Source organism: Geomonas edaphica (assembly GCF_004917075.1).
In the GTDB taxonomy this organism is placed as follows: domain Bacteria; phylum Desulfobacterota; class Desulfuromonadia; order Geobacterales; family Geobacteraceae; genus Geomonas; species Geomonas edaphica.
The window spans coordinates 1-22,986 of the sequence record NZ_SSYB01000002.1; the positions used below are offsets into that span (position 1 = coordinate 1).

Below are 22,986 nucleotides of genomic sequence, written 5' to 3' on the forward strand. Positions count from 1 at the left end.
TCAAGGGCGAAAGCTACCGCCTCAAGGAGAAACTCAAGGCTGGACTGCTGGCTAAACACATCGAACAGTCATAACCAAGGGGGGGACTTTTCGATTACCGAAAAGGGGTACTTTTCAATTACCGTTGACAGGTGTGACCAAAAATCTGCTGGATCCCCGTATCAAGCAAAGGTTTTTCCTCTCTCAGGTCGAACCAGAAGCATCCGCCAACAGCCGCTGACCCGTCCCTGGCTATCCCTATGTCGAAAATGCTGTGTCTTTCCCCATGATACAACCAGGCGTTCATTGCTGCGTTGATTTTGGCGACGATCTGTTCGGCGGGTTCCCCGCACGTTATTTTTGTACTGCACCCCGAGTGGGTGCAGAGCCAGCCATCTGCGACGTAAGCCGCTACGAACCGCTTATGGTTTGCCTCAATGATCTCCTGCAGCACTGTTTCCCGATACTGCATACCACTGCAGCGGAACGGTGGTGGCACCAAGTAGTGAAGATCGTGATTCCCCCACAGGAGCACGGCTGGACTTTCCATAAGCAGTTGCAGGGCTCTCAATTGGCGCTCCAGCGACTCCCAGGGAGAATCCAGGTAGTCGCCCAAGGCAATATGCTCATGGTCGGGCTGATACGCCAGAAAAGCTTGGACCTTCTCAAGATTGCCATGAATGTCGCCTACGATGATTGCCATCGGCACCTTCGGATCTATTGATCGTAATTATCCCGCCTCCTCCCCTAAACCCCAGAAGGGCTGGCATCACGATGTCATTGGAGGCTGGGGAGGCTTTAAGCAGCACTACGCTTACGGACCAGATTCCCAAAGCTAATCATACCTCAGCGGTAATATTTGGCAAATATCAGGCCTGTAAGGTCGTTCAATTGCGAGTAGAAAAGGATTACAGTCCCTCCGAATATTTTAATGGGGGGTGTGATGAGTTCCGCTAAAGTGTTACTTGGGGCACGTATTAAACAGATCCGAAAGGCTAGGGGGTTGTCCCAAGGAGAGCTTTCGGAACATGTTGAAATCACTGAGAACTACCTCAGCCGGATTGAGGTTGGCACTAGTTGCCCATCTTTGCCTACACTTGAAAAAGTGGCTACGGCTCTAGAGGTGTCATTGAAGGACCTTTTTGACTTTGAACCGTTTAGGGAGGAAACACGCGAGGTAGAGACCCTGCTTGCATCTGCTGGCTTAGAAAAAAGGCGGCTTGTACTGACTATTGCAAAGCTGATTCTCAAAGGGGAGTAAGAGTCCGTAAGGCTAGTTTAAAGTGCATTGAAAGTCCGCCCTCTCCTCCGGGGCACGGTCCGCAAAATCCTCCTCCTCCCCCCCTACAGACTGTATGTTCAGGATGGTTGGGGCTGATGCCTGCGCCGGCAGGCGCTCCCACACCTGCATCGAAGATGTTTGAGTCGCTGTCTACTGTCCCACCTATATATCCCTGTCTAAAATTCATTAGAGTTCTTCGCTTTTCACCCTGTTTCTGATACGATCCCACCGATACATTGCCCGACTGCGGTTACCCAGCGGCGATACAAGCTAGGACTGTTCTATCAATATATCAATGCCTAATCCTGAAGGGCCGAGTTCCGTGTTGGACATTGAGACGGCATCGCATCACGCAATGTTCCACGCACAGTGATCTAAGGCCCTCCCCAAGGCCGAAAATTGGATTTCTCCGGACGACGCAGCCACGCTTTTCACTGGTGTTTGAATCGCCACCAGTTTTCTAGACACTCGCAGAATTAATCAGATATACACCTGATGATATGCTTGATAAAACTTGAAAATTGTCGTATTTTTGAGCGGTTTTGACGTGACAAGCATATTAACATGGTGGAGCCGTTTACCCAAAGTGTTGCAAGTGTGCCTCCGGCACACAAAATTTATCAAAGTAGTTTTAATAAAAAGGTTTGGGTGTTATATGCAGGCTGAATTAATTAAAAGGCTGTTCAAGGCTGTCAGTAAGGGGTCAGACACAGAGCTACTATTTTCATGCAAAAAAATAATTGAAAGCGAACGTCAAAAAGGGCACTCAGTTCTGGCTGCAAGCCTTGAAAAAATCCTTGAATCGCGGGATATCTCAAAGGGGAGTACCAAGAACCTTGCTAAACTCCCGACAAGTCGCAGGCACAACGACCCCTTGGTGGTTGTTATGTCGCGCGAGGAGCTTAGGCATCACATGATTCTCAACGCAGATGTTGATAGTAGATTCACAAGAGTTGAAAAAGAATTTGCTGCACGCGACAGATTGGCTAAGTTCGGCTTTTCGTACAAAAAGAAAGTGCTACTATACGGACCTCCTGGATGTGGTAAAACACTTGGCGCTGAACGACTGGCTTGGAACACCGGTCTTCCATTGATAAAAGTTAGATTTGATGCCATGATTTCTTCTTACTTTGGAGAATCAGCGTCTAATCTAAGGAATATTTTTGATACTGTTAAAGATGTACCATCATTATTGTTCCTAGATGAATGCGATTTTATTGCAAAGTCCAGAAATATTTCCAACGATGTGGGCGAAATTCCACGAATTGTTAACACGTTACTGCAGTTGCTAGATGATTATAATGCTCCTGGCCTTCTTGTTGCTGCAACAAATTTGGACAAAATGCTTGATAAAGCTATTTTTAGAAGATTTGATGATGTTTTTGAAGTCCCAATGCCTACGTACATGGAAAATCTACAGTTGTTAAAAACTACCCTAGCGGCAGTAAAGACTCAAGATAATTTAAATTGGAAAGACATGGCATCTAAGCTAGTTGGGATGTCAGCAGCAAATGTGGTAAAAGTTGCGCAGAATGCAGCAAAAACAGCGATTTTAGAAGGCAATAAGGTTGTTAGGCAGATGGATTTGGAGCTAGCATTAAATGAAATGTACTTAAAAGACCAGCAAGGGGACTTATTCCATGCCACCTGATGTTGAGTTTCAACATTTGCCTTTGCCATTTGTGTTGTCGGATCGTGCTTTTTTAACCGGCGGAGGCAATCAGCCAGAGCAATTTGTCAACAACAAAGCGAATCGAATACAACACGGTACTACATTAGCGACTGCAGCGAGAACTGTAGTTGGGCACTGGGATGAGAGACGTAGACTTCGTACAGGTCAAGAATTGCCTCCACTACCGGCGGGGGTACCGATCTTATTAAAGATTGAACCAGATTCAGACCTGGATTTTCTGAGGTCAACCTTCGGTTTTGAAATAGTTTCAGAGCAGGAAGATGGTTTTGTAATAGTTGCTTCCGACCAGCTTGATTTAGCTGCGTTTGTTGAGAAAGTAGAAGCTTTTTCACGTAACGAGGGGCGCACTGGGAATTCTGCAAAGATCTATGAAATAATGGAGGATCAGACCTTAGAAAGTAGGCTTGATCGCTTGCTGTCTGAAATGTTGCGTTTGCAATGGCCTCAAATTGATGATCGAGCCCAGTATGTAGTGGAATTCGGAATTGAATGTGTCGGTACCATTGTCATGCCCGAACTGAAGCCACAATCCGGTGACGAGAGTGACGAAGACTATGAAGTGAGGCTGCGGCGTTGGGAGCTAAAGAAGCATGAAGCTTATGAAAAGTGGGACGAGTTGAGGCTTGAACGTGAAGACCATTTTGTGGAAATGGTACGCGCTTATGATGGCGAAGTACTTGACCTAATCGATGGTGAAGCAGTTTTTCTTCCTGATAGTTTCACAGTAAGAGCAAGAATTTCTGGTTTAGGTTTAAAAGATGTTGTTTTAAATTACCCATACTTGTTCGAAGTCTCAGAGCCTGATGTTCTTTATCAAGAAGAGTCTATGCAAGCTGAACCTTCTCCTCTCCCTGCTTTTGAAATCCTTCCCCCAGATGAAACAGCACCATATGTTTGTGTGATTGATAGCGGCATCCAAGAAGAGCACTCTCTGATAAGAGATGCTATCGATACGACATCTTCAGAGTGTTTTATACCTGGAAAGGCGCCTATTGATGTAGCTGACTATGTCAGTAATGGGGGACACGGGACAAGAGTTGCAGGAGTCATCTTATATCCCGAGGGGATCCCGCGTGATGGTAGCTATCAACTCCCATTTTGGATTCGAAATGCAAGGGTGTTGGACGAAGACAATAGACTAGTTGAAGAGATCTTTCCGCCAACGATGCTTTCAAAAGTGGTGACCAGGCATTCGGGAAATCAGCATCCACATCCAACCAAAATTTTTAATCATTCAATCTCCGGCTTTTACCCATGTAGGCTCCGCCACATGTCTGCTTGGGCCGCACAAATCGATTTGCTTTCCTATGAAAAAGACATCCTGCTAGTCCAAAGTGCTGGAAACTTGTGTAATACTCACCCGGGGCCTATTCGGTATGGCATTACGGACCATTTAAGGGTAGGGCGAAAATATCCACAGTATCTTTTGGAAGACTCCTGCCGGATTCCAAATCCTTCACAAAGTTTTCAAGCACTGACCGTTGGCTCTGTTGCCCATGCAGAGGTCGACACTCTTGACTCGTCTTCCTTCGAAACTCCTGGAATGCCGTCTGCGTTCACCACGACCGGCTTGGGCATTTGGGGGTCAATTAAGCCGGAAGTTGTCGAGTATGGTGGCGGTACGGTTTACGACAGAGGTAACCCGCCAAATATTACGACACCACCCGAGGTCTGCCCCGAATTGGTACGTTCCACTTACCCCCATGGGGGTCCTGCCTTTGCTCGTGATAGTGTTGGAACATCTTTCTCGGCTCCTAAAGTTGCTCATATAGCAGCTTCAATTGAGGCTATTTTCCCTGATGAACCTGCTTTGCTGTATAGAGCTTTGATAGTCAACTCTGCGAGGTGGCCAAGTTGGGCAGAGGACCATGGAATGAAATCAAATGTTATTAAAAAAATTGGGTACGGTATCCCTGATCTAGAGCGTGCTACATCGAATTCTTCATATAGAGTTACTTTAATAACCAGTGGAGAGATGCATATAAGAGCAAGGGAAGCTCACATATATCGTGTGCCTATTCCAGATGATTTACGAAACATAGTTGAAGATCACGACCTCAGGGTCGATGTTACCTTGTCGTACGCTGCAAAACCTAGAAGAACTAGGCGCCACCCGAGAAATTATCTATCAACTTGGGTTGATTGGAAAAGCTCGAAGACCGGTGAAAGCTACGATTCCTTTAAAAACCGTGTGTTAAAAGATGGCGTGCGTGGGGTTAATGATGGTGGCGAGGAAATCCCTTGGATGCTTCGTGAGCGAAATGATTGGGGAAATATCGAAGGGATTAAGCGTGGCATCGGAACCGTGCAGAAAGACTGGGCAGTCTTGAAGTCAAACCAGTTTCCCGAGGATTTTTGTATTGGAGTTGTAGGTCATCAGGGATGGGATAAAGATATTGAGTCCTTCGCCAAATACTCACTAGCCGTGACTTTCGAATCTGTAAATGAGGATCTCGAAATCTATGACCGAATTCAAGCTGCTATTGAGAACATGGTTGAAGTAGGTGAAATTCAAGTTGAAATTTGAAGTTAAGTGGCTTCGTTTAAGAAAACTACTATAGTCTCGAGCTCTGGACTGTCTATCGAGATTTCGTGAGGGAGCAAATGGAAAAACAGGAAATGGAGCCTAAACGTTGGGTTTATAGGGGGCAGAGATACATCTTTACTGGGGGCAAGCAGTATAACCTAAGTATTGGAAGTAATGGGCAAGTGATTGGGACCTATTCGAGTCCTACAGAGGCTGCTGAAGCGCTTGCTACACGATCTACTGAAAATGCGAGGTGGAATGAAACTTTACAAGATGAGGATGTGCCGAAAAAAATCAGAGATTGGGAGCCGGAATCAGACGATTTAATCAGGTGGTAAAATCCTAGATGGCAGGCATATTGTGAAAATTAAAACACCATACTCTGAGAGATCAGATTCCGATAAGGTCTTTGCAAATTGGTCTAAAACTATTGCGCTATATGAGCAGAATGAATTTTCTATGGCTGTTGTTCGTGCAGCTGTAACGATTGAGCTTGCGGCAAACCTTGTTGTCCGAGCTGAATTAATCTCGAAGCGTAAGCTTGAACCTGACTTTGTTGAGCATCTTCTAAGGTGGGCTAACGGCTTGGCAAATAAAATTACGCATTTCATTACTCCCTTGCTTCAGGGTGATCCCGACTTTGATACTTTGTCAGATATTCTGAAATTGGCGCAAAAGATTAGCTCATCAAGAAACTCAGTTGCTCACAGTGGACACTTTATTACAAAAGGTAATTCCCTAAAGTTGATCACGGACGCACATCAAGTACTGACCGAGCTGATTGGTAGATATGTGAACGGATTTGAAATAGGTTTAACTTCCAGGGATCAGGTAATTATAAAATCTGGAAAGAAAAGCAAAAAGAAACGATTATTTACTTTCACGGAAGAATTATGATAAGTCCATATGTTAAATCCTTTATAAAAAGAGACTTCAAGCGTAGCCTCTTCCCATTATCATCTGTCCCAAAGTTTGTGGACAAGGGCCTCGGGAAAATGGGGAAATATATCAGCACTAACATATTCGGAAAGAGTGGCACCTTCCAAACTGCCAATAGTTTTCTATCTTCCAAAGACAAAACGACTTTCAGAAGGGTTCAGGTGCTTGATCCCTTTGCTAGTGTCTTCTTTTATGACTTTATGTACAGAAACTGGAAGGCGTTCCCGCTCACCAAAAATAATGAGAGACAATCCTACGGTTACGCCTTTAAAAACGGCTGTCTAGTTACTGCCTTTGACGGCTACCATGATTTTAGGAGACGGAAGTATAGCTTAAAAGCCAAGTACACCTACTACGCCAAAATAGATGTTCGGGACTGTTTTAATTCCTTTAATCATGAAGACCTAGCTAGATTCATCTTTTCTGTTGTGAAACATGAGGATGGGAAGGCATTCGAGAAATTTCTACATGATATTAATGTCGGCAACCCGCACTGCACCTTTCCTCAAGGGATCTATCCTGCCAAGGCACTAGGAAACGGTTATCTTTCATTTATTGAAAAATCCAAGAGGTTAAAGAGCCCAGCTATAATAAGATTTTTAGATGACATTTTTCTGTTCTCTAATAAAATGTCGACTTTGGAAGACGATTTAACGATTATTGAAGAGATGCTGGACCAACGAGGCCTTGTACTGAACGTAACTAAAACGGAATATGGTGATGATTTTTCAGACTTTGAAGACCGTCATATAGATGACATCAAAAAAGCACTACTAGCTCGCCGCGAAGAAGAAGTAGATTATGATGATGATGACGAGGATGATGACGAAGATGTCGATGACGAGGATGATGGCGATGACAGTGATGAAGATGGCTATGATAGAGATTTTGAAGGCTTGACGGCTGAGGAACTTGAGTACCTAGAAGCCTTAATTCAGAGTAAGGATGTCGCTGAAGAGGATGTTGAACTTGCTCTTTCTTTATTGAAGTATGATGAGGAAAAAGCTTTTGAGCTTATTAGTATGGTAATTGACTCATATCCAAACCTTCTAAAGAATGTTTACACCTACCTGGAGGACACTGACTATATTGGAGATTTTTCTAGGTGTATTGGAAAGCGTTTGATATCTAACAAGGTTACAGAGCACGAACTATTTTGGTTATCCAAAATCGTGATTGATTGCTATGAGATGAATAAACATACCGCTGATATATTGAATAAAGCGTATCACGCTCCAGCTGCTACTGATATAGTTAGAGCTCTTATCTTGGAAGCTGAGGATGAAGAAGGGCACTTGATGCCCTTGAAAGAGTCTGCTTTAAATAATATAGAAGAGTCATTAGCAGCTTCCAGCCTTATTGTAGGGCTCAAGAATCTACACAGAACCGATAGACGAGCTGCATACAAGAAAATATCAGACATCGGTCCCGGCTACAAGACACTGTGCAGCTTGATGTTGATTGATGATGCTGATTCATCGAGTCCATTCGAATTTTAGGTAACCCCGACGTCCATTGTCAAAGTGAGGGTGGCCAAGGCCGGTAACGACTAAGCGATTATCCCTGTCAGGCTGCTGTGTACAGTGTGTTCCCGAATCTACAACGGTTAGGTCCGCTCTGATAGCAATATTGTCACAGAGTATGGTTTCTGGGCTGGCTGAAAGTATAAGGCTTTTGTTTTGTGGCGTAGCTGATACCTTTCTCCATTGCGCATTCAGATGCGCAATGGAATTTTTGATCGATAAGGGCACCATGTCTGCTAAATTTGGCGCGGCTAAAAATAAAATGACTATAAAATTAGACACCTACAGTACGGGAAGGAGAGGTGTCTGAATTTTAAATAAATAATGTAGGTTCCCTGGCGGGTGGCTTTTTTCACCCTATAAAGGTTCAAGTCCCCTCTCTGCACCACAAAGCATTCAAAAGGGTTACCTCTTCCGGGGTAACCCTTTTGTTTTGTCCTCGCTGTTCGTGCGGCCTGGTTGTAACGGCCACTATGTGCTCTGATACGGGATGGTGTCGCTGATAATGGTGGGCGAACCCCTAAAGGATCATTCCAACGGGCTCATCGGTAATGTGTAAGTGAAGGTAGTTCCGTCTGAGGCGGAAGTTATGAATTCAACGGAACCTCCGAGGATCTGTTCTCCAAATAATTTCATGGAGTAGGTGCCCATACCTCTCCCTATATTGCCCTTGGTGCTGAAGTTGCGTTGGAAAATACGCTGTGCGACTTCTTGTGGAATGGTTCCAGAATTCCAAACGTTGAACGATATGGCATTTTGATGCGGGGTGGTCCACAGTGTTACTTTGTCTTCCTGCGAGATAGCTTCCAGAGCGTTGGTAATCATGTTAACGACGACCCTGGTTAGTAAACTAAAGTCAGAAGTTATGGTTATAGCATCTGAACAGTAAATAATTTCCAAGCGCTTGCTGGCGGTTAAGGGGTGGTCATTGAAGATTTGCTCTATTTCATGGAGAAAGTCGTTTAGGCATTCATCTGTGTACAGAGGCTTGTAGGCAGTGTTTATTGCTTTAGTCAGGGAGTCCTGAATGGAGATTTCCTGCGCTATTCTTATTACAATACGATGCAGCTCGGTCACTCTATTGCTTTGAGAGGTAAACTCAAGGGACAGTAACTCGCTTTTCCCAAGCAATCCGCAAAGTATGTTGTTAATGTCGTGGAAAAAAGCTCTATCGAGGCACTCTTTTGACTGCTGCAGGGTTATGTCCTGCATAAACAGCAAGATATAAACCTTTTCGTTAACAAATATCGGACAGCTGCGGACGTTGAAATATATATCGGCTTGTTTATGATCTCTATCTACTGTTATTGCGCAAGTTCTTTCTTGTGGCTGTAATGTGTCAATGGCTGTCATGATCGAAATAGCCGCACCGCATGTGGAACAATACTTTGAGGTGCCACATCCGCCGGCGGTATCACAAGAATGGACACAAGCAACATATTCACCGGGACGCAGGCCTATTGCCAGCTTTGGGTCGTCTATCCCCATCAGCTTCAAGAACTCATCATTTAAAGCAACTACCTGGCGATGTTTGTTCAAGACTGCAAAAAGACCATTTGCTATTGACATTAGCCCGCTTACCAGTGGACTGTTAACGACTTCCTCAATGTCCCATACAAGTTCATCGGCACTTTGCCTAAACGCCGGTGCATAGTGGGTAAGAGGATCTTTCCGTTTTTTGGAGGAAGTATCATCAGGCATTTCGCCCCCTGTAGTTACCTAATGTCCTATGTCAACTAATAAGCTATTTATGATCGTGTGGGGCGATTATAGCTTGTGTTCTTTTTGAAGCAAGAAATCTAATGTCCTTCCTACTTAATGCTGTTCCTTTTGACAGTGAATCATCTCGCACTGGCCAGGATGCCGTCAATATTCGTTCGCCATGGCGAGGGCGCGCTCGACTTTCACGGCAAGGGTGGCTTCGCGCAGGGGCTTAGGGATGAAATCGAAAAAGCCGCGCTTGAGCGCGGTAGCCTCCTCATCCACCGTGGCGGTGGAGGTGATCAGTATCACGGGTACTTTCTCCGTTTCGGGGAAGGTGCGCAGACTCTCCAGGACGGCGTAGCCGTTCAGCTTGGGCATCTCCTTATCGGTGATGACCAGGTCGAAACGGTTCGACATGATTTCACGGAAGGCCTCCATGCCGTCACCGGCGCATACGGCGTGATAACCCTTGCGCCTAAGCGATGCGGAGATGAAGCTGCTCACCGCCTTGTCGTCATCGACGATGAGCACGCATTTCTTGTCGTTGGCCGCGGCCGGGGCCGATTTCAGGTAGTGCAGCTTGATGGCGGTCATGATCTCGCGCCGCGTGGAGACGTACGGCATTACCGTCACGCCGTGTTCCTTCTCGATGCTCTGCAAAACATCGCGCAGGGTGGGGTCGCTGGTTGCAATGGCCATCCTGTTACCCTGCAGCTTCAGCGGGAAGACGAGGTTCGCCATGGCCACCTTGGGCGGAACCATCCTGAGCAGTTCGTCGGAAAACCTGTGGCGGTGAAAGTCGCCTAGGAACTTCAGGTTGTGCTGCCGCGCAAGGGCCTCGGCAAGTTCGTCCGGCGTCACCAGTTCCAGTTCTTCGAGTACCGTCCCGAATCGTTTTCCCTTCTTGCGGGCGTACCCAACGAGCCGTTCCACCGTCAGGGCGGACAATATCCCCTGCTCCACGAAGATCTCGCCCAGCTTCTTCCTGGAGTTCCCTGCTGCCTGATTTGATGGGTTCATCGGGGCCTCCCTGGTAGCTCCGGCTTCTTTTCTGGACACAAAAAAGCCGGGGCTGAATATCGCATTGGATATTTCGGCAACCCGGCTGTCTCGTGGAGACCCTTTAGGCTTTCCGCCCCACTCTCGCGAATGGTTTAGTATTATCGTTTATCGCTGAAATTATTTTCATTGTGCTTACACTCATAGACCTTCCATTGTCAAGATGAAACAATCTGCGGGAATTACTGAGCTCTCCCGGACTTGGTGCAGGTTCTTGCCGAAGTATTTCAAACGCCGCCAGAAGGACTCCTCGCCGGCGGAGTCGGTCCGGCAACCTGCTTGCCTTTCTGCGTCGCGCTAGCGGGCGCCCTCCTTGACTCGGCTGTGTACCTTTTTCTCCGCGATGAGCATGAAGATCACGAAAAAACCGAAGAGGTACAGGGAGTAGTAATACTTGAACTGGGAGGCGGGGGCGGCAAGAAAGACGAGCGGGACGCGGGAGAGGACGACCAGGCTCGCCGATGCCGTTGCCGGAAACCACGGGAAGAGCAAAAGGACCAGCGCGCTAAGCGCAAGCTCGGGAAGAAAATTCCAGTGCAGGAACTTCCCTTCCAGGCGCTTCCCTTTGTACACCGAGGTGGAGGCGATCGTCTCTGACTGGAGCTCGTAAAGGGAGGGGAAGAGGGCGCGGTGCAGCGGTTCGTTGTAGACTACGTCGTAGTGCGCCGGGTGCTTTTTTTCCCGGGACATGTCGGAGTAGGTGAAGCCTGCCTGAGTCATCCCCGTGCTGGCCGCAAAGCAAAGCCAGCGGTTTTTCAAAAACATCCCCAGGTTCTCTCTCACCATCCGTGCGTATAAGCTTTTAACCCTCGAAAAAGCGATGTCGCTGATGCCTTGTCTCCAGTGACCTTCCCAGAATGCGGGTATCTCGTACGGGATGGACACCTCCTTCACCTTGTCGACCTGCACCAGCATACCCAGTATTTTGCGATCCTTTTCTGGGGTGGCGGTGACGTAGTTGTTTTGCAGCAGGTAGCCCAGCGGGTTCATCATGAGCGAAACCGAGTAGGCAGTTTCCTCCCCCGTTGGAGCCTGCAGTAGTACGCGAAGAAACGACTTGGCCGGGCTCGAAAGAAGCAGTACAGAGACGAAGAGGGCAACAGCGGTCGCGGTGGTTACCCTCTTATTCATCCTCAAAAGCAGCGGGACCGCCAACACGAGCGCGATACCGTCTCCACGGTAAATAGAAATAAAAAGAAGCGCCGCCGCCACGAAAGAGAGCTCCTTCAAGGAGAGCTCCTCCCTTTTTTTCTCCGACACGTCAAAGAACATCCAGAGAGCTAAAAACAGCAGCACAACAGAGAAGATGGTGTCCCTGGTGGCGAGCAGGGTAAGGGCGGTCGTAGGGACGCTCGCCACGAGCAGCACGACTAAAAGGGTCTGCAAAAGCCTGGAAAGCCCCATGCCGCGCAGTTTCGCCATAGCATAGGCGAAGACGCTTGAGGTGAGGATGATCTGGAAGATGGGGACGACGACGGCGTTGGGCAGCAGTTGGTACAGGGCGAGGTAGATCAGTGGGTGCAGGCGGGAGAACCATCCGTCGAACTGAAGGGAATACATCGTCCAGAGTGTGGCGTATGAGTCGGTCATGAAGTATCCCGGCCAAAGACCAATCAGCCAGAAACCGAACCAGCAGATGAAAAACGCGAAGAACAGCAGGAAGGTCCTGGTCTCGCTGTCTAGCCCATGGGTTCTTGCCTGCTGCATGCGATCTGTTAAACGCACCGCAAGGAAATAGGTGCAAAAAAACACTATCGCCTTGGCCGCTAGGAGTTTCAGTACTACGGCGAGGTTGATCTCGGAATAGGGGATGCTGTTCCAGAAGGTTAATAGCAGTACGAGAAAGGCGCATATCGCCGGACCGCGCCGGACCATCCTGAGTGGTCCGCTTGCGATCTGGTTGTGGACCTGCTCCATGTGGTCTCCTGAGCGCCGGGGCGTGCCTAGCGGGACGTGTTATCGGCCGGCGAGAAAGCGTTTCACCTCGTCCGGGGTGCCGAGGGGGGTAACCGAGGTGAAGGGAATCTCGGAGATGGTAACCTCCCTCCCTTCGGAAATGAGCTGGTTGTATAGCGGGGCTACGTAGCGCTCGCCGCGCTCCTCGCGGCCGGATACGGCGTAGTAGGCGTCGTAGGCGCGGGCGTATAGGTCGCCGGAGGAAAACCAGTAGAAGCCGATGGTCGCCATCTCGGAGATGCGTTTTTTCTCGCGGACCTCGACGGCGCGCCCGTCCGCCGCGCACTTCACGAAGCTCCACCCCTCGCCGGGCGCCTGGAAGCATGGGATCCAGCCGTCCCCCGAAGCCTGGTGTGGCAAAAGCCTTCCCGGCTCGACGCCGGTGTCGATATTGAAGATAGCCATGGGCGCCGAGCCGTCGATCTCGCCGCAGGCGATGCGCGCCGTCGTCGCCTGCCCGTCGGTCGGAGCGTCTAGCTCGATCACCTTCATGCTGCGAATGCCGTGGTTGCCTGCCTTCTCTTCGATGAAATCCCTTGCCCCGTCCCCAGCGCGTACCACGAAGACGAACGGGGAACCGGCATCGATGAACGCCTCGAGTCCCTTCATGGACCAATCGAAAAGGGTGAGGTCCCGCGCCTCGATCATGTATTTCGGCATGGCGTACCCCGCATCGCGAAAGCGCATGCCGAAGCCGGCCATGGTTATGATGATGGTCGTCTGTCTGGCCGTCACTGGTTCGCAACCTCCTTAAGTATGTGCGCCGCGATCAGCGCGAAGGCAAGGATGTTGCGCGGCGAGTCGATGTGCAGCGGGAGCATGCTAAGGAACAGGGACGCCTCGTAAAGGCGCAGCTGCTTCACGTCAATTCCCCTTTGCTCCAGGTGGGGAAGAAAGACGGCCGCGTAGGCGGCGAAGTCCGCGTCCGGCGTCTGCAACTGCAGCTGCAAATCGCTCCCCACCACGATCTCGCTCAGCCCGTTGATCACAAAGTCATATCCGCCAAGGACCGAGTGCGAAAGCTTCGCGTAGTCGTAGAACGGATCGGTGTAGAGGTCGTCCTCGCCAGTAGCCCCCAGGGGATCGATCAGCTTCAAGAGCCGGATCCTCTTATCGTAGAGGATGTTCGAAAAGCAGAGGTCGCCATGCCCGATCGCTTCGAAATCGGGAAGCCGGTTGCGGTAGGGGCTCACCTGGTCGAGGTAGTTTTCTAAAAGCTCGGCAAGCGAGGCGAAGGGGGTGCCGTTACGCAGCATGTCGTCCAGGTAGCTCTTGAGTGGTAGCGGCTTGAGCGCCTCCTGGCGTTGCCGCACCTTGTCGAGGTAAAGCCTGTCGAAGTTAGTGCGGGCTTTCTCCCGGGAGCAGGAGCGCCGAGCCCTCTGGTCGAGGAAGCGCTGGACGTCTTCCATGAATCGGGCGAATTCTTCGAGGCCTAGGCCGCCGTTGATCCACTGCTGTCCCATGTCCAGCATCAAGAGCCGTTCCATGGTGTAGCTCGCACCCGCCCCCTCTAACTTCAGGTCGTAGGGCATTACGAAAAAGCGGCGCATAGCTTCGGGCAAGAGCCGGTAGAAATCGTGCTCGGCCTGGATCTTTGCAGTGTTCACCGAGCGTTTCACCACGTTTTGCAGGGTGAGCGTTACGTTGTTGAAGTGCCTGCTGTTGAAGGAGCCGCTTAGAAAATCCAACAGCCCCACCTGGTCGCTCACATCTATAAAGGCGCCGTCCACCGGGATCCGCACCGAGGCCGCGTCGGCCGCTTCGACGGAGAGGAAGGCACCGGAGTTTTCCCGGAAGCTGTCAAGGGCAGCTCCCTGTAGCGGGACGGCGCAGCCGTTCACGGTGGCCTGGCAGGTGTCGGTGCAGATCGCCATCCTCTCCAGGAGATCCACAGCGACCGAGTCCACCGCGGGGACCAGGGATGCCGCGATTCGGATGACGCGGGAGCAGCGCAGGCGTACGAGCTCGGCCTCCACCGTCCCCGGAGCTGTGTCGGCACCGACGCGGATGGCCTGCCAACCGAGCTGACGCGTGAACGAGCAGGCGCGCTCGAAGAGGCACTGGCGGCGAAAGACGATGTCGCCGAATCTTTCCGCGCCGATGAGGCTGGAGAGTTCCGGAGAAACGGTGCGGCTGTCGTCGTAGAGAAGTACGGTGGTCATCGGGTCCGTCCTTTAACGGCCGTTTTCGCGGCTAGGAACACGGGCGTGTAGTGGTACCGCGCCGTAGCTGCCCTACCGTTGGAAGGGCGCAGACGGCGCGCGGCATAGCTGCGCACTCCCAACGCTGCCATGACGGCGAGGGTGAAGAGGCAGATGGAGCGGTACAGGGCGAGCTGCAGAAGGTGGTTGCCGGGTCTTGCGATGATGGCGCTTCCAAGGATGTCGATCGCCTGCTGCGGCGCGGTATAACCTGCGGCGGGGAAGGCCAAGAGAAGCAGGAAGAGCATGGCGAGCTCTAAGCCCCATACCGCGAAGGTGACGATGCAGAGAAGGGAGAAGGTCTGCGCGTCCAGGGTCGGAATGCGGGATAGCACAGCGCGCACCTGTTGCATCCCGCGCAGCACCCGAATGGATCGCTTACTCCGGGACTGGAGCAGCGCGCGCACAAACGCCGCTACCGCCCCGGGGAGTAGCATCCCCAAAAGGATCGAGCAGAGAAGGAAAGCACCAAGGGATGCGAAAACGAGGTCGGCTGACGGCCCCGCCGGCCTTAAGGTGACGAGGACGGCGAGCATGACGAGGATCACCGTCACGTCGAAGAGGCGGTCGAGCCAGACGGCGAAGACGCCCCTGGTGTCGTTATCAAGCATGCGGGAAAACTCGGTGGCCCTCAGCAGATCGCCGAGCTTAAAGGGGGTCGCGAAGGTGACGAGGGCGATCGAGACGTGGCAGCCGAAGGTGGAGGAGAAACTGAGCCGGTCTGTGCCGATGATGAGCCAAAGGCGGATCGCCCTCAGGGTGTGGGCGAGGGCGTAAGCGACCATTGCGGCGAGGCATGCCACGACGGCCGACGCGGACCAGCCGGCACCCACCTGGATGGCCTTCAGGTTTTGCGACGAATGGGAAAGGAGAAATACGGTGGAGACGGCGGCGACGCAAAGCCCGAAGAGGTCGAGCGCGAGCGGCGCGTTCGAGCGGGAAGCGGCCACGGTCAGACTCCCTTCACCAGGGTCTCGAACCGGTACTCCTCCACCGGTGTCTCGCGGAACTCCTGGGCGAGAAACCGTTCACCGTTTTTCAGGTAGGAGCCCAAAAGTGCCAGGGTGCGCCGTGCCTGCGAGAAGAGCTTGACGTTGGAGACCTGGTCCTCCTCGCGCCATGAGATCGGGAAGAAGAGGAGCCGGTCGTTGCGCTTTACGTGCGCAAGGATCATGCAGTAGTTGAACATGAGGTTATCGTGGAACTTTCGCCAGTACCCGGACTTGAGTGGCGCCGTTTCGTAGAGGTTAAGTCCGGAGCCTAAGTCGTGGAGCTTTCGGCCGCATGCCGCGGAAAAGAGCCGGTTGAAGGCGTGGTTTCCTACGACGCGCAGAGTGGAGTATCCCTCAATGCGGGCGTCGGGGTGGAACCTGGCACCAAGGCAGCAATCGTAGTCACGATAACGTCCGGCACGAAGGATCGGGATGATGTCTTGCACGCTCCCCTGGTCGTCGCCGTGGAGCACGAGGACATGGGTGAAACCGTTCTCGATGGCGTAGGTGAAGGCCGCCTTGTGCGACCCCCCGAGCCCGTAGTTGGCGTGGTTGCGCACTACGGTCACCTTGCCCAGGGCAAGGGCGCGCGACTCCCCGATGGCGGCCTCGGCGGTATCGTCGGGGCTCACGTTGTCGATGACGAGGATCTCGGAGAAGTGGCCGTGCACGGCGGGATCCTGGAACTGGCGCAGGACCCGGACGATCTGCGGAGCGCACCGGTACGCGGGGATAAAGGCCAGTATGCGATCGCTTTTGGACATGGAAACTCTCATCGGCATTGGAGGATAAGCAGAGGCGCTGAGCGGTCTCTTATAAAAAGCGACAAAGCATACGATGAAACAAGGGTTAATGCAACGGAGAAATCCTGGCTGAAACAGGCGGTACACCTGATACTCAGTGACATTGATCGATCTCCCCCGTTGTCGCGGTAATTGTCTTTGAACGGCTGGAGATTTCATCAAGTTGTGTAATAGTTGGTTAACTTTCACAATGGGAGGTCGCATCATGCAAAAGCTGATTCGCATCGAGCCGTCCAAGTGCATCGGCTGCAAGAGCTGCGAGATGGCCTGTTCCTTCAGGCATCGCGGCGAATTCGCGCCTAGCAAGTCCCGCATCATCAATGAGGTGTTCATGGAGGAGGCCCAGTTCATCACGGTGACCTGCATGCAGTGCAACGATCCGTGGTGTATGAAGGCGTGCCCGAAGGGGGCCATAGAGAAGGATATGGCGTCGGGCATCGTCACCGTGGACGAGATGAAGTGTGTAGGCTGCAGAACATGCGTCAGCGCCTGCCCCTTCGGGATGATCCGTTACCTGGACGAGACCGGCAAGGCGGACAAGTGTAACCTGTGCGGCCCGGATTTCCCCGAGTGTGTCGCCTTCTGCCCGACCCATTGCCTGCAGTATTCCGAAGAGGATCTGCCGCTGAGGGAGAAGGTCTTGAGATTCGCGAGAACGATGAAAGACGGCCAGGGGGAGGTGTGATATGGGAAACGGCTGGCATGGCAAAGTGCTGCGTGTGAATCTGACCGACAAGAGCTGTACCGTTGAGCCGCTCAACATGGAGTGGGCGGCCGCCTTCATCGGGGGGCGCGGACTTGCTTCCAAATATCTTACCAGTGAGGTCGATGCGACCGTCGACCCCTTTTCCTCCGAGAACAAGATGATCCTCGCCACAGGCCCGCTCACCGGGACCTACGGCGCCGCGAACGGCCGGTACATGGTGGTGACCAAGTCGCCGCTCACCGGGACCATCGCCTGTTCCAACTCGGGCGGGTACTTCCCCTGCGAGCTTAAGTACGCGGGGTACGACCTAGTCATCATCGAGGGTAAGGCGGAGAGCCCGGTTTACCTAAAGATCAAAAACGGCGAGGCGGAACTCGCCGACGCCGGACATCTCTGGGGAAAGACCACCGCCGAGACCGAGGACGCCATCCGCGCCGAGTTCCACGGCGATGCCAAGGTCGCCTGTATCGGCCCGGCCGGTGAGTCGCTCGTGCGCTACGCCTGCATCGTGAACGACAAGCACCGGGCCGCCGGCCGTAGCGGCGTCGGCGCGGTCATGGGGAGTAAGAACCTGAAGGCCGTTGCGGTACGCGGGACCGGCGGCGTGGCGACGGCCGACAACGCTGCTTTCCGTGCAGCGGCCCGCGATACGCTCAAGATGCTGCGTCAGCATCCGGTGACCTCGGAGGGACTCCCGGCGCTCGGGACCGCGGTCCTCGTCAACATCATCAACCAAAGCGGCGCATTGCCTACGCGCAACTCCCAGTGCGGGACCTTCGACAAGGCCGAGGAGATCTCGGGCGAGCGCTTGGCGCAGACCTTCTTGAAGCGCAACAAGGGGTGCATGGGGTGCGTCATCGCCTGCGGGAGGGTGACGAGGCTTGCCGACCCGCGCTTCTCTGGTGCCGGTGAGGGGCCGGAGTACGAAACGCTCTGGTCGCTCGGTGCCGCCTGTGGCGTGTCGGATCTCGCCGCCATCGTCCATGCGAACTACCTCTGCGACGAGTACGGCATGGACACCATCACCATGGGATCGACGGTGGCGTGCGCGATGGAGCTCTACGAGCGCGGCCTTTTAGGGGACGCCGACACCGGCATGCCGCTTAAGTTCGGCGACGCGGACGCGATGGTCAGGCTCGTGGAGATGACCGGCAAGGGGGAAGGCTTCGGCGTCAGGGCCGGGCTCGGCTCTTACCGCCTCGCGGAAAGCTGTGGTGCGCCAGAGCTTTCCATGTCGGTGAAGAAGCAGGAGTTCCCCGCCTACGACGGCCGGGCGATCCAGGGGATGGGGCTCGAGTACGCGACCAGTAACCGCGGCGCGTGCCACGTACGCGGCTATCTCGTCTCGCCGGAGATCCTTGGCGTCCCGGAGAAACTCGATCCCGAGGCGGTGGCGGGGAAGGCGGTTTGGGCGAAGGCGTTCCAGGACGTGACCGCGGTGGTCGACTCCGCTGGCGTCTGCCTTTTTACCACCTTTGGCATCGGCATCCCGCAGGTGACGCGCCTTTTCAACGCGGCGACCGGTTTTGGCTATTCCGACGAGCAGATGATGGAGATCGGCGACCGGATCTACACCCTGGAGCGCCTGTTCAACCTGAAGGCGGGAATCGACCCGTCCCAGGACACCCTTCCGAAACGGATCCTCGAGGAGCCGCTGCCGGACGGGCCTCTGAAGGGGGCGGTTTCGCACCTGCCGGAGATGCTCTCGGAATACTACGACGTGCGTGGATGGGAGAAGGGGATTCCGACGGCGGCGAAGGTGAAGTCGCTGGGGCTTGCATAACGGGGGAAGGGATGACCATGTTGCAGTTCGACATCGTGATCGTCGGTAACAGCGCGGCGGGACTGCAGGCGATCAGGACCATCCGCCGCCACGACCGCACGGTCAGCGTAGCCCTCGTGGACCGGGAGCCTTGTCCCGCTTACTCCCGGGTGCTCACCCCGTACTTCATCGGCGGGAAGACGCCCCGGGAGAACCTCTACCTCGTGGATCTTCCCTTTTACGACGAGATGGGGGTGACGACGTTCTTCGGCAAAAACGCCGTGTCCCTCGACCCCGAGCGCCGCGAGCTCGGTCTCGAGGACGGCATGACGCTCAGGTTCGGCTCGCTCCTGCTTGCCATGGGGAGTGAGGCGCGCCCCTTCAAAACCGGTTCCCGGCGCATCAGTACGCTCAGGCACATGGCGGATGCGGAGAAGCTCGCGTCCCTTTTGCAGCCGGCCAAAAGCGTCACCGCGCTTGGCGCGGGGCTTGTGAGCGTGCCGGTGCTTTCTCACCTCCCGCGGGACGTGGAGCGTCACCTGATCGTCGCCTCGGGGCGCATCTTCAGTCGTCTGCTCGACGCGGAGTCGGCGCTGCTTTTGGAGGAGCACTTCGGCGCAGCAGGGGTGATCCTGCACAAGCGGGACGATATCACCGAGGTCCTGGAAGGGGAGCGGCTGCAAATCTCCCTCGCCTCGGGTGGGACGCTTGCGACCGACGCCCTCGTCGTGGGTAAGGGGGTGGTCCCCAACACGAGGCTTGCCGCCGGGGCAGGGCTCGCCGTTAAGGACGGCATCCTCGTTAACGAGCGGTGCCGCACCTCGCACCCCGCGGTCTATGCCGCGGGGGATGCGGCGCAGGGGAAGGATTTCGTCACCGGGGAGACGACGGTGCAGGGGAACTGGATCACCGCCGTAGAGCAGGGGGAGGTGGCGGCCTGCAACATGCTCGGGCTTCAGCACGTCTACGAAGGGGGCATGAAAAACAACATCACCGAGGTGTTCGGCCTCGAGGTGGCGGCGATCGGTTTCTGTTCCGACGAGGCGCCGCGCTGCGTCGTGCACGGCTCGCTCGCCTCCGGCCGTTTTAGGAAGGTGTTTCTCGACGAGAGGGACCGTGTGGTCGGCGCCGTGGTGATCGGGGAGACCAACGATTCCGGGCTCTACTACCAGATGGTGCGCGCGAGACTGCCGTTTCCGGGAAAGCGGGCGCTGCAGGGGGAGAACCGGTACGCGGGCTTCATGCGGCAGATCGCCTGAGGGGCACGGTCATGGTGTTTCTTCAGATTTACGGAACGCTGCGCATGATGCTCGGAGGAAGGGAGTCCGTGGAACTTCCCTGTTACGAGGGGGATACGGTGGGGTCGCTTTTGGAGCGCTTCCAGGCCGAAGAGCGCATTGCTGTGACGCACAAGCTCATCGACGACCGGCGCATGCTGCACACGGGGACCATCATCCTGTTGAACCGGCGCAACATCCTGCACCTGGACAAGCTGGAGACGCCGGTGCGGGACGGGGACGTCCTGGCGCTCTTTCCACCCGGTGCCGGAGGGTAGCATGGAGGGACGGTACGCGAGGCAGCGCCTTCTCTGGGGGGATGACCGGCAGCGCCTGATCGGGGATAGCGAGCTCCTCGTCGCAGGCGTCGGCGGTCTTGGCGCCACCGTCTGCCAGATCATGGCGCGCGCGGGGGTGGGGCGCCTGCATCTCTATGATGATGGCGTGGTGGCCCTTGAGGATCTGCACCGCCAGAGCCTCTACGGGGAGTGCGATCTCGGCAGGAAAAAGGTGGTAGTGGCGCGGGAGCGCCTTCAGGCGATCAACTCGACGGTCGAGGTCGTGATTCACGAGGAGAGGATCGGCTGCGGCTTCGCCGTTCCCGGCGGGGTCCGGCTCGTCGCCGACTGTCTCGACAACTATGAAGGTCGTTTCGCTCTCTGGGACGCGCTGCCGGACGGCTGCCGCTTCGTCCACGGCGGCGTGCAGGGTGACCGTGGGCAGGTGCTGACCCTGGTGAAAGGGGAGTCGCAGCCGCTTTCCGAGGTCTACGCGGGGAGCGTGCAGCCGGCGGGGGCGATAGAGGTGAGCCCTTACAGCGTCTTCGTCATCGCGGGGCTCATGTGCGGCGAGCTTTGCCGTGTCATCGGCGGTGCGCCGAAGCTTCTGGATCGATTCCTGGTGGTCGATCTCGTTGACCTTTCCTTGTCCTTCCTCGACGTCTGATTTCCATGTGGCCCTTGTAGGTCCTTTGTTCAAACCGCCCTCCTCAAGCTTCCCGCTGTCGTGCCGATAAGACGAGAAACTGCAACCCCGGAGCCCGCACCACATGCCCAACACCACCAGAATACTCGCCGTAGATGATGAACCGGTCTTCCGCTTCCTTTTGGAGAAGCAGCTTCGCGACATCGGCTATACCGTCCATACCGCGGTTGACGGCCTGCAGGCGCTGGAGCTCCTGGAACAGCAGCCGATCGACCTGATCCTCTCCGACCTGGTCATGCCGAGGATGGACGGGCTCGCCCTGATCGAGGAGGTGCAAAAGCGCAAAGCGGCCCCTCCCATCATCGTCATCACGGCCCACGGCAGCGTCGAGAGCGCCGTGGAGGCGATGCGGCGCGGCGCCTACGACTATCTGGAAAAACCCTACCAGCCTGACGACCTGCGCATCACCATCAAGCGCGCCATCGATTACCAGCACATCGTTCGCGAAAATGAGCAGATCAAGGGGCTGCTCTCGGACCGGTACACCTTCCAGAGCGTCGTCACCGTGAATGCCGCCATGAAGCAGGTGCTGGAACTCGCCGCGCGTGTCGCTGCGGCACGACAGACCACGGTGGCGATCTACGGCGAGAGCGGCTCGGGGAAGGAGGTGCTGGCGCGCGCCATCCACTTCGCGGGGAAGGGGCTTCCCGCCGAGTTCGTGGCGGTGAACTGCGCGGCAATTCCCGAGCACCTGATGGAGAGCGAGCTCTTCGGACACGTCCGCGGCGCCTTCACCGGCGCTGACCGCGACCGCGAGGGGAAGTTCAGCCTCGCCCGCAAGGGAACCATCCTCCTCGATGAGATCGGCGACATGCCGCTCGCACTGCAGGCGAAGCTTTTGCGCGTCCTGCAGGAGCGCGTCTTCGAGAAGATCGGCAGCAACACCCCCATCCCCGTTTCCTGCCGCGTCATCGTCGCCACCAACAGAAGCCTCGCCGAACTGGTCGCTGCCGGGCGCTTCCGCGAGGACCTGTACCACCGCATCAACGTCTTCCCGCTCACCATTCCGCCGCTTTGCCAAAGAAAGGACGACATCCCGATCCTGTGCGACCACATCCTCGAACAGCTGCGCCAGCACCTCGGGAAGCCTTTACCCGGCATCTCGCCGCAGGCGATGGAGGTGATGCTCAACTACCGCTGGCCGGGAAACGTGCGCGAGCTGCGCAACTGCCTGGAGCGGGCGGCGATTCTCACCGACAACGAACTGATCCGTCCCGCGCACCTGGCTCTCGCCGGTGCCTCCCCTGGGGCTGTGGAACCGGCAGCGGACGGGGACCGTGTCAGCTACCACCTCTCGCTCTCCCCGGAGGAGCTTTCCCTCGATGCCCTCACCGAGCAGATCCTCGACGTCACCCTGCAGCGCTGCGGCGGTAACAAGTCGAAAGCGGCACAGCTTCTCAAGGTGAACCGTAAGGCCTTCTACCGGGCCTGACCGGCCCCGGCTCGCAGCACTGCCGTCGCCGTCCCACCTAAGCTCTCGCGCCTTCTCATTACTCCCGTCCCCAATCTGTACATGGTGTCCCGCAGGGGGACACCTCGGTGCTCACCTCCTTCAGCTAACTCTTTGAAAACATTACAAAACACTCTTGGCACCAGTCG

General features: G+C 54.5%; 20 protein-coding genes and 1 riboswitch. Of the genes, 12 read left to right on the forward strand and 8 right to left on the reverse strand.

The window, feature by feature from the left end; genetic code table 11:
* Positions 1-118: 118 nt before the first annotated feature.
* Complete coding sequence (locus tag E8K79_RS06240) at positions 119-682, reverse strand: metallophosphoesterase (RefSeq protein WP_136513992.1); 564 nt, start codon at positions 680-682, stop codon at positions 119-121.
* A 240-nt stretch (positions 683-922) separates the two neighbouring features.
* Here E8K79_RS06240 and E8K79_RS06245 point away from each other — a divergent pair, with 240 nt between their 5' ends.
* The 6 genes from E8K79_RS06245 to E8K79_RS21075 all read left to right on the forward strand — a co-directional run bounded on the left by E8K79_RS06245 (position 923) and on the right by E8K79_RS21075 (position 7,919).
* A complete protein-coding gene (locus tag E8K79_RS06245) occupies positions 923-1,240 on the forward strand; it encodes a helix-turn-helix domain-containing protein (protein ID WP_162604612.1) in 318 nt (105 codons plus the stop codon).
* A gap of 676 nt (positions 1,241-1,916) precedes the next feature.
* On the forward strand, positions 1,917-2,912 hold the full coding sequence (locus tag E8K79_RS06250; RefSeq protein ID WP_136513994.1) for an AAA family ATPase: 996 nt from the start codon (positions 1,917-1,919) through the stop codon (positions 2,910-2,912).
* Positions 2,902-5,481, forward strand: a complete 2,580-nt coding sequence (locus E8K79_RS06255) for a S8 family peptidase (RefSeq protein WP_136513995.1) — start codon at positions 2,902-2,904, stop codon at positions 5,479-5,481. The genes E8K79_RS06250 and E8K79_RS06255 overlap by 11 nt, the downstream gene beginning before the upstream one ends.
* Before the next feature lie 77 nt (positions 5,482-5,558).
* Entirely contained in the window at positions 5,559-5,819 is a 261-nt protein-coding gene (locus E8K79_RS06260) for a hypothetical protein (RefSeq protein WP_136513996.1), read from the forward strand.
* A 22-nt stretch (positions 5,820-5,841) separates the two neighbouring features.
* Complete coding sequence (locus tag E8K79_RS06265; RefSeq protein ID WP_136513997.1) at positions 5,842-6,378, forward strand: hypothetical protein; 537 nt, start codon at positions 5,842-5,844, stop codon at positions 6,376-6,378.
* Complete coding sequence (locus tag E8K79_RS21075) at positions 6,375-7,919, forward strand: reverse transcriptase domain-containing protein (protein ID WP_162604613.1); 1,545 nt, start codon at positions 6,375-6,377, stop codon at positions 7,917-7,919. The genes E8K79_RS06265 and E8K79_RS21075 overlap by 4 nt, the downstream gene beginning before the upstream one ends.
* 552 nt (positions 7,920-8,471) lie before the next feature.
* Here E8K79_RS21075 and E8K79_RS06280 read toward each other — a convergent pair.
* From E8K79_RS06280 to E8K79_RS06310, 7 genes are all read right to left on the reverse strand, one after another.
* Positions 8,472-9,644, reverse strand: a complete 1,173-nt coding sequence (locus E8K79_RS06280) for a sensor histidine kinase (RefSeq protein WP_136513998.1) — start codon at positions 9,642-9,644, stop codon at positions 8,472-8,474.
* A 165-nt stretch (positions 9,645-9,809) separates the two neighbouring features.
* The gene (locus E8K79_RS06285; RefSeq protein WP_136513999.1) at positions 9,810-10,667 is read right to left on the reverse strand and encodes a response regulator; all 858 of its coding nucleotides are present in this window, start codon (positions 10,665-10,667) and stop codon (positions 9,810-9,812) included.
* 72 nt (positions 10,668-10,739) lie between these two features.
* Positions 10,740-10,816, reverse strand: a riboswitch (cyclic di-GMP riboswitch).
* A 187-nt stretch (positions 10,817-11,003) separates the two neighbouring features.
* Positions 11,004-12,623 carry a hypothetical protein gene (locus tag E8K79_RS06290; protein WP_136514000.1) on the reverse strand — a complete coding sequence of 540 codons (1,620 nt, stop codon included), beginning with the start codon at positions 12,621-12,623 and terminating at the stop codon, positions 11,004-11,006.
* A 39-nt stretch (positions 12,624-12,662) separates the two neighbouring features.
* The gene (locus tag E8K79_RS06295; protein WP_246043750.1) at positions 12,663-13,397 is read right to left on the reverse strand and encodes a glycosyltransferase family 2 protein; all 735 of its coding nucleotides are present in this window, start codon (positions 13,395-13,397) and stop codon (positions 12,663-12,665) included.
* Positions 13,394-14,824: an aminoglycoside phosphotransferase family protein gene (locus tag E8K79_RS06300; RefSeq protein WP_136514001.1), complete on the reverse strand. Its 1,431-nt coding sequence runs from the start codon at positions 14,822-14,824 to the stop codon at positions 13,394-13,396. Before E8K79_RS06300 ends, E8K79_RS06295 begins: the two co-directional genes overlap by 4 nt.
* Positions 14,821-15,813, reverse strand: coding sequence for a lysylphosphatidylglycerol synthase domain-containing protein (locus E8K79_RS06305; RefSeq protein WP_162604614.1), 993 nt, complete (start codon positions 15,811-15,813; stop codon positions 14,821-14,823). Before E8K79_RS06305 ends, E8K79_RS06300 begins: the two co-directional genes overlap by 4 nt.
* Before the next feature lie 2 nt (positions 15,814-15,815).
* On the reverse strand, positions 15,816-16,619 hold the full coding sequence (locus E8K79_RS06310; RefSeq protein ID WP_136514003.1) for a glycosyltransferase family 2 protein: 804 nt from the start codon (positions 16,617-16,619) through the stop codon (positions 15,816-15,818).
* A 244-nt stretch (positions 16,620-16,863) separates the two neighbouring features.
* On the opposite strand from E8K79_RS06310, the gene E8K79_RS06315 reads away from it, so the two are divergent.
* From E8K79_RS06315 to E8K79_RS06340, 6 genes are all read left to right on the forward strand, one after another.
* Entirely contained in the window at positions 16,864-17,343 is a 480-nt protein-coding gene (locus tag E8K79_RS06315) for a 4Fe-4S dicluster domain-containing protein (protein ID WP_136514004.1), read from the forward strand.
* Position 17,344: 1 nt separating this feature from the next.
* Complete coding sequence (locus E8K79_RS06320) at positions 17,345-19,147, forward strand: aldehyde ferredoxin oxidoreductase family protein (protein WP_136514005.1); 1,803 nt, start codon at positions 17,345-17,347, stop codon at positions 19,145-19,147.
* An 11-nt stretch (positions 19,148-19,158) separates the two neighbouring features.
* Positions 19,159-20,385: an NAD(P)/FAD-dependent oxidoreductase gene (locus E8K79_RS06325; RefSeq protein WP_246043751.1), complete on the forward strand. Its 1,227-nt coding sequence runs from the start codon at positions 19,159-19,161 to the stop codon at positions 20,383-20,385.
* Positions 20,386-20,396: 11 nt separating this feature from the next.
* Positions 20,397-20,681, forward strand: a complete 285-nt coding sequence (locus E8K79_RS06330; RefSeq protein WP_136514006.1) for a MoaD/ThiS family protein — start codon at positions 20,397-20,399, stop codon at positions 20,679-20,681.
* A 1-nt stretch (position 20,682) separates the two neighbouring features.
* The gene (locus tag E8K79_RS06335) at positions 20,683-21,348 is read left to right on the forward strand and encodes a HesA/MoeB/ThiF family protein (protein WP_136514007.1); all 666 of its coding nucleotides are present in this window, start codon (positions 20,683-20,685) and stop codon (positions 21,346-21,348) included.
* A gap of 103 nt (positions 21,349-21,451) precedes the next feature.
* On the forward strand, positions 21,452-22,819 hold the full coding sequence (locus tag E8K79_RS06340) for a sigma-54-dependent transcriptional regulator (RefSeq protein ID WP_136514008.1): 1,368 nt from the start codon (positions 21,452-21,454) through the stop codon (positions 22,817-22,819).
* Positions 22,820-22,986 lie beyond the last annotated feature (167 nt).

Bases quoted from the DNA above. Each gene is read 5' to 3' on its own strand.
- E8K79_RS06240 (WP_136513992.1), bottom strand. From the start codon at position 682: ATGGCAATCATCGTAGGCGACATTCATGGCAATCTTGAGAAGGTCCAA.
- E8K79_RS06245 (WP_162604612.1), top strand. From the start codon at position 923: ATGAGTTCCGCTAAAGTGTTACTTGGGGCACGTATTAAACAGATCCGA.
- E8K79_RS06250 (WP_136513994.1), top strand. From the start codon at position 1,917: ATGCAGGCTGAATTAATTAAAAGGCTGTTCAAGGCTGTCAGTAAGGGG.
- E8K79_RS06255 (WP_136513995.1), top strand. From the start codon at position 2,902: ATGCCACCTGATGTTGAGTTTCAACATTTGCCTTTGCCATTTGTGTTG.
- E8K79_RS06260 (WP_136513996.1), top strand. From the start codon at position 5,559: ATGGAAAAACAGGAAATGGAGCCTAAACGTTGGGTTTATAGGGGGCAG.
- E8K79_RS21075 (WP_162604613.1), top strand. From the start codon at position 6,375: ATGATAAGTCCATATGTTAAATCCTTTATAAAAAGAGACTTCAAGCGT.
- E8K79_RS06280 (WP_136513998.1), bottom strand. From the start codon at position 9,644: ATGCCTGATGATACTTCCTCCAAAAAACGGAAAGATCCTCTTACCCAC.
- E8K79_RS06285 (WP_136513999.1), bottom strand. From the start codon at position 10,667: ATGAACCCATCAAATCAGGCAGCAGGGAACTCCAGGAAGAAGCTGGGC.
- E8K79_RS06290 (WP_136514000.1), bottom strand. From the start codon at position 12,623: ATGGAGCAGGTCCACAACCAGATCGCAAGCGGACCACTCAGGATGGTC.
- E8K79_RS06300 (WP_136514001.1), bottom strand. From the start codon at position 14,824: ATGACCACCGTACTTCTCTACGACGACAGCCGCACCGTTTCTCCGGAA.
- E8K79_RS06310 (WP_136514003.1), bottom strand. From the start codon at position 16,619: ATGTCCAAAAGCGATCGCATACTGGCCTTTATCCCCGCGTACCGGTGC.
- E8K79_RS06315 (WP_136514004.1), top strand. From the start codon at position 16,864: ATGCAAAAGCTGATTCGCATCGAGCCGTCCAAGTGCATCGGCTGCAAG.
- E8K79_RS06320 (WP_136514005.1), top strand. From the start codon at position 17,345: ATGGGAAACGGCTGGCATGGCAAAGTGCTGCGTGTGAATCTGACCGAC.
- E8K79_RS06325 (WP_246043751.1), top strand. From the start codon at position 19,159: ATGACCATGTTGCAGTTCGACATCGTGATCGTCGGTAACAGCGCGGCG.
- E8K79_RS06330 (WP_136514006.1), top strand. From the start codon at position 20,397: ATGGTGTTTCTTCAGATTTACGGAACGCTGCGCATGATGCTCGGAGGA.
- E8K79_RS06335 (WP_136514007.1), top strand. From the start codon at position 20,683: ATGGAGGGACGGTACGCGAGGCAGCGCCTTCTCTGGGGGGATGACCGG.
- E8K79_RS06340 (WP_136514008.1), top strand. From the start codon at position 21,452: ATGCCCAACACCACCAGAATACTCGCCGTAGATGATGAACCGGTCTTC.